This window comes from Nocardia sp. CC201C (genome assembly GCF_030010695.1).
In the GTDB taxonomy this organism is placed as follows: domain Bacteria; phylum Actinomycetota; class Actinomycetes; order Mycobacteriales; family Mycobacteriaceae; genus Nocardia; species Nocardia otitidiscaviarum.
In genome coordinates this window covers 1-4,047 of the sequence record NZ_JASCXP010000542.1, presented here as the reverse complement: position 1 = coordinate 4,047, position 4,047 = coordinate 1, and the positions used below count along the sequence as shown (strand labels likewise).

4 protein-coding genes are annotated in these 4,047 nt (G+C 69.2%); 2 read left to right on the top strand and 2 right to left on the bottom strand.

The annotated features are described in order from the left end of the window. On the top strand, positions 1 to 697 hold a 697-nt coding region (locus tag QK444_RS33640), incomplete at its 5' end, for a PadR family transcriptional regulator (protein ID WP_349239559.1). 38 nt (positions 698 to 735) lie between these two features. Continuing rightward, positions 736 to 2,211, top strand: a complete 1,476-nt coding sequence (locus QK444_RS33635; RefSeq protein WP_282786060.1) for a DHA2 family efflux MFS transporter permease subunit — start codon at positions 736 to 738, stop codon at positions 2,209 to 2,211. A gap of 69 nt (positions 2,212 to 2,280) precedes the next feature. Here QK444_RS33635 and QK444_RS33630 read toward each other — a convergent pair whose 3' ends face one another. Together QK444_RS33630 and QK444_RS33625 are read right to left on the bottom strand one after the other, a co-directional pair. Next, complete coding sequence (locus tag QK444_RS33630) at positions 2,281 to 2,901, bottom strand: Uma2 family endonuclease (protein ID WP_282786059.1); 621 nt, start codon at positions 2,899 to 2,901, stop codon at positions 2,281 to 2,283. A gap of 180 nt (positions 2,902 to 3,081) precedes the next feature. Then, positions 3,082 to 4,047, bottom strand: a 966-nt coding sequence (locus QK444_RS33625) for a molybdopterin-dependent oxidoreductase (protein WP_282786058.1), incomplete at its 5' end; no start/stop codon positions are given.

Here is a 4,047-nt window from a genome sequence, read left to right as displayed (position 1 = left end):
GAAGTCGGCGGGCGCATCGCTGACGCCGATGGCGATCGCGGTGCTCGCCCTGCTGGAGGAGCGGCCGATGCATCCGTACGAGATGTACCAACTGCTCATGACCCGGCGCGAAGACCACCTGATCAAGATTCGGCCGGGGTCGCTGTACCACACCGTGGACCGCCTCACCCGGCACGGTTTCGCGGCCGCCGAGGGCACCGACCGCGCCGGGAACCGCCCGGAGCGCACCATCTACCGCATGACCGACGCGGGCCGCTCCGCCCTGCGCGGCCAGGTCACCGAACTGCTCCGGCGGCCGCTGCGCGAGTACCCGATCTTCCCGGTGGCGCTGGCCGAATCCCACAATCTGCCCCGCGAACAGGTGCTCATAGCGCTGCGCGAACGCATCGCCCGGCTGGACGGCGACATCGCCGAACTCGACGCCCTGCGCGCCTGGGTACACCGCAAGAATGTGCCCCGCCGCTACTGGATGGTCCTGGACTATCTGCGCGCCCAGCAGGCCACCGAGATCGACTGGTTGCGCGATTTCGTCGCCGAACTGGAGAGCGGCGAACTCCCCTGGGAGACATTCGATCCGGAGACCGGCGAACGCCTGCCCGCCCCCGACGAGCGGCTCGGACACGACTGGGCCGCCGCCGTCACCGACGACATCTTCGACGAGCTTCGGAAAGGCGGTGGCACCCCTCCCACACCATGAACCGCCCAACCCGACCACTCGGACGAGGAACGACAACCATGACCACTCGACGCAATCCGTGGCTGGCGCTGTACGCGCTGGTCGTCGGCTTCTTCATGATCCTGCTGGATATGACCATCGTGGCGGTGGCCAATCCGGCGATCATGACCGACCTGCACGCCGACATCAACAGCGTCATCTGGGTGACCAGCGCCTACCTGCTCACCTACGCGGTCCCGCTGCTGGTCACCGGGCGGCTCGGAGATCGCTTCGGCCCCAAGAACGTCTACCTGCTCGGCCTGGCCGTCTTCACCGCCTCCTCGCTGTGGTGCGCCATGTCCGGCTCCATCGAGATGCTGATCGCGGCGCGCGCGGTGCAGGGTCTCGGCGCGGCGCTGATGACGCCGCAGACCATGGCGGTCATCACCCGCACCTTCCCGCCGGACAAGCGCGGCGCGGCCATGGGGCTGTGGGGCGGCGTCGCGGGTCTGGCCACGCTGGTCGGCCCGATTCTGGGCGGCTTCCTGGTGGATTCGCACGGCTGGGAGTGGATCTTCTACATCAATGTGCCCGTGGGCGTCATCGCCTTCGGCCTGGCCGTCTGGCTGGTGCCCACCCTGGACACCCATACGCACAAGTTCGATCTGGTGGGCGTGGCGCTCAGCGCGATCGGCATGTTCCTGCTGGTCTTCGGCATTCAGGAGGGCAACAGCCGGGATTGGGACGCCCTCATCTGGGCGATGATCATCGCCGGGCTGGTGGTGCTCGGGTTGTTCGTGATCAATCAGGCCCGCAATACCGGGGAACCGCTGGTGCCGCTGAGCCTGTTCCGGGACCGCAATTTCGCGCTCTCCAATCTGGGCATCGCCGCCATGGGCGCGGCGGTGACGGCGATCTTCGTGCCGTTCTACTTCTATCTGCAACAGGTGCGGGAGCTGTCGCCGACGCGTTCGGCGCTGGTGCTGGCCCCCATGGCCATCATCACCGGAGTGTGCGCCCCGATCATCGGCAAGCTGTCGGACCGGACGCCGCCGCGCCTCATCCCGACCGTCGGTTTCGCCCTCTTCGCGTCCACCACCTTCGGTTTCGCCGCGTTCATGACGCCGGATACGCCGATTCCGGTGTTCCTGGTGATCGGCGGCATCGCCGGTGTCGCCAATGCCTGCATCTGGGCGCCGCTGGCCACCACGGCCACCCACAACCTGCCGGTGCAGCAGGCCGGGGCGGGGGCGGGCGTCTACAACACCACGCGTCAGGTGGGTTCGGTGCTGGGTTCGGCCGCGGTGGCCGCGCTGCTCTCGGCGCGCATCGCCGCGCAGGGGCTGCCGTCGGACAGTCCGATCGGTGAGGGCGCGCCGGGGATGGGCGCGCTGCCGCCGGAGGTGCTGGACAAGATCAGCACGGCATTGAGCCAGTCCATGTACCTTCCGGCCGGTGTGCTGCTGGTCGGCGTCGTCGCCTCCGCGCTGTTCGTCGGCCGCCCCAGCCCGGACCGGCCGAAACCCGAACCGGCCACGGTGGATTCGGTGCGCTGAGACCGCACATCGGACCGCCCGGCCGCGAGTTCCGGGCGGTCCCCACCGTGACGATCAGAGCGGTGACGATCAGAGCAGCAGACCGGTCAGGCGATGCCAGTCCACCCGGATCTCGATCGGCATCTCCACCAGGGTCGAATCGACATCGGCCTTGAGCCGCTTGTGCAGGCGGTACTGGCGCAGCACCAGCACATGGATGTCGATGGACGCCACCCGCTCGCCGTCCATCCGCACCAGCCAGTACCAGGGGATGCCCGCCAGCGCGTATTCGGCGGTCTTGTCGGCGGTGTCCACGCGCTCGGTGGCCGGGGACACCACCTCCACCGCGATCTTGATGCGGGCGGCGGGCATCGGGCCGAAATCGGAAGGCTCACCGCAGAACAGCGCCACGTCCGGGCGGCGCACGGTGACGCGCGGCAGATCCCACAGCAGCACATCGAGATCGGTCGCCACGAACAGCCAGCCGTCGTTGTAGCGGTTCATATGCTTCTCGGCCGCGGTCTCCAGCATGGACGACAGTCGCCGCGCCGCATTGCGCTGCGCGAGGGTGGGTCTGTCGGCCCGCACGGCATCGCCGTTGACCACCTCGACGAGTCGGCAGAACTCGCGCGGCAGCTGCTTCCAGATATCGAGGGTGATGGGTTCGGGCTGGAGGTTCTCCGGCCGAGCCCATTCCAGTACACGGGTCATGCTGGTGCCGCCTCTCCGTGACTTCGGCGCACGGCTCGGGTGCCGTCAACGGTCATGCACACGTGCCGACCGTGGCCAAACTACTGCGGGGGCCAAACTACTGCGGGCGTACCCGGTGACTACCCGGGCCGCACGAATCAGCTGACACTCTGCCATCAAAGTCCGGCCGAGAGGTAGAACTCAGCCGATTCGCACCGTGACCGAGGGGTGTCCGGTCGCGCCGTCGGGCACCACGTCCCGGCGTTCGGCGGTCTGCACCGCGCCGGTGCCGTCGGTGGCGCGGGCGGTGACGGTGTGGTCGCCGGGCGTGGCGTCCCATTCGAAGACCCACTGCCGCCAGGTGTCCACGGAAGGTTCGGCGGCCAGCCGGGCGGGCTGCCAGTCGCCGTCGTCGATGCGCACCTCCACGGCGCGGATGCCGCGATGCTGTGCCCAGGCGACACCCGCGACGACCACCCGCCCCGGGCTCAGGCGGGAGCGGGAGCGCGGGGTGTCGATGCGGGTGCCGGTCTTGACCGGACCGCGCGCCGACCAGCCGCGCCGGGTCCAATACGCCTGGGCGCGATCGAATCTGGTGACCTCCAGTTCGGTGACCCATTTGGTGGCGGAGACGTAGCCGTACAGGCCCGGGACCACCAGTCGGGCCGGATAGCCGTGCGCGACGGGCAGTGGTTCGCCGTTCATGCCGACGGCGAGCAGGGCGTCGCGGCCGTCGGTGAGCACCGACAGCGGGCTGCCCGCGGTCCAGCCGTCGGCGCTGCGGGAGAGCACCATATCGGCGTCCGGATGCGGCCCGGCCTCGGCGAGCAGTTCGTCGAGGCGGTACCCCAGCCAGCTGGCATTGCCGATGAGATCGCCGCCGATGGGGTTGGAGACGCAGGCGAGCGTCACCAACCGCTCGACGGCGGGCCTGGTCGCGAGATCGGCGTAGGTCAGCCGGATCTCCCGGTCCACCATGCCGTGGATGCGCAGCGACCAGTCGTCCTTGCTCACCTTCGGCAGGATGAGCGCGGTGTCGATCCGGTAGAAGTCGGCATTCGAGGTGACGTACGGCGTCAACCCCGGCAGCCGCAGATCCGCCTCCCCCTCGAGCACCGTCACCGGGTCACTCGGCGGCGGCAGGGTCACCGCCGCGCGCTCCCCCGA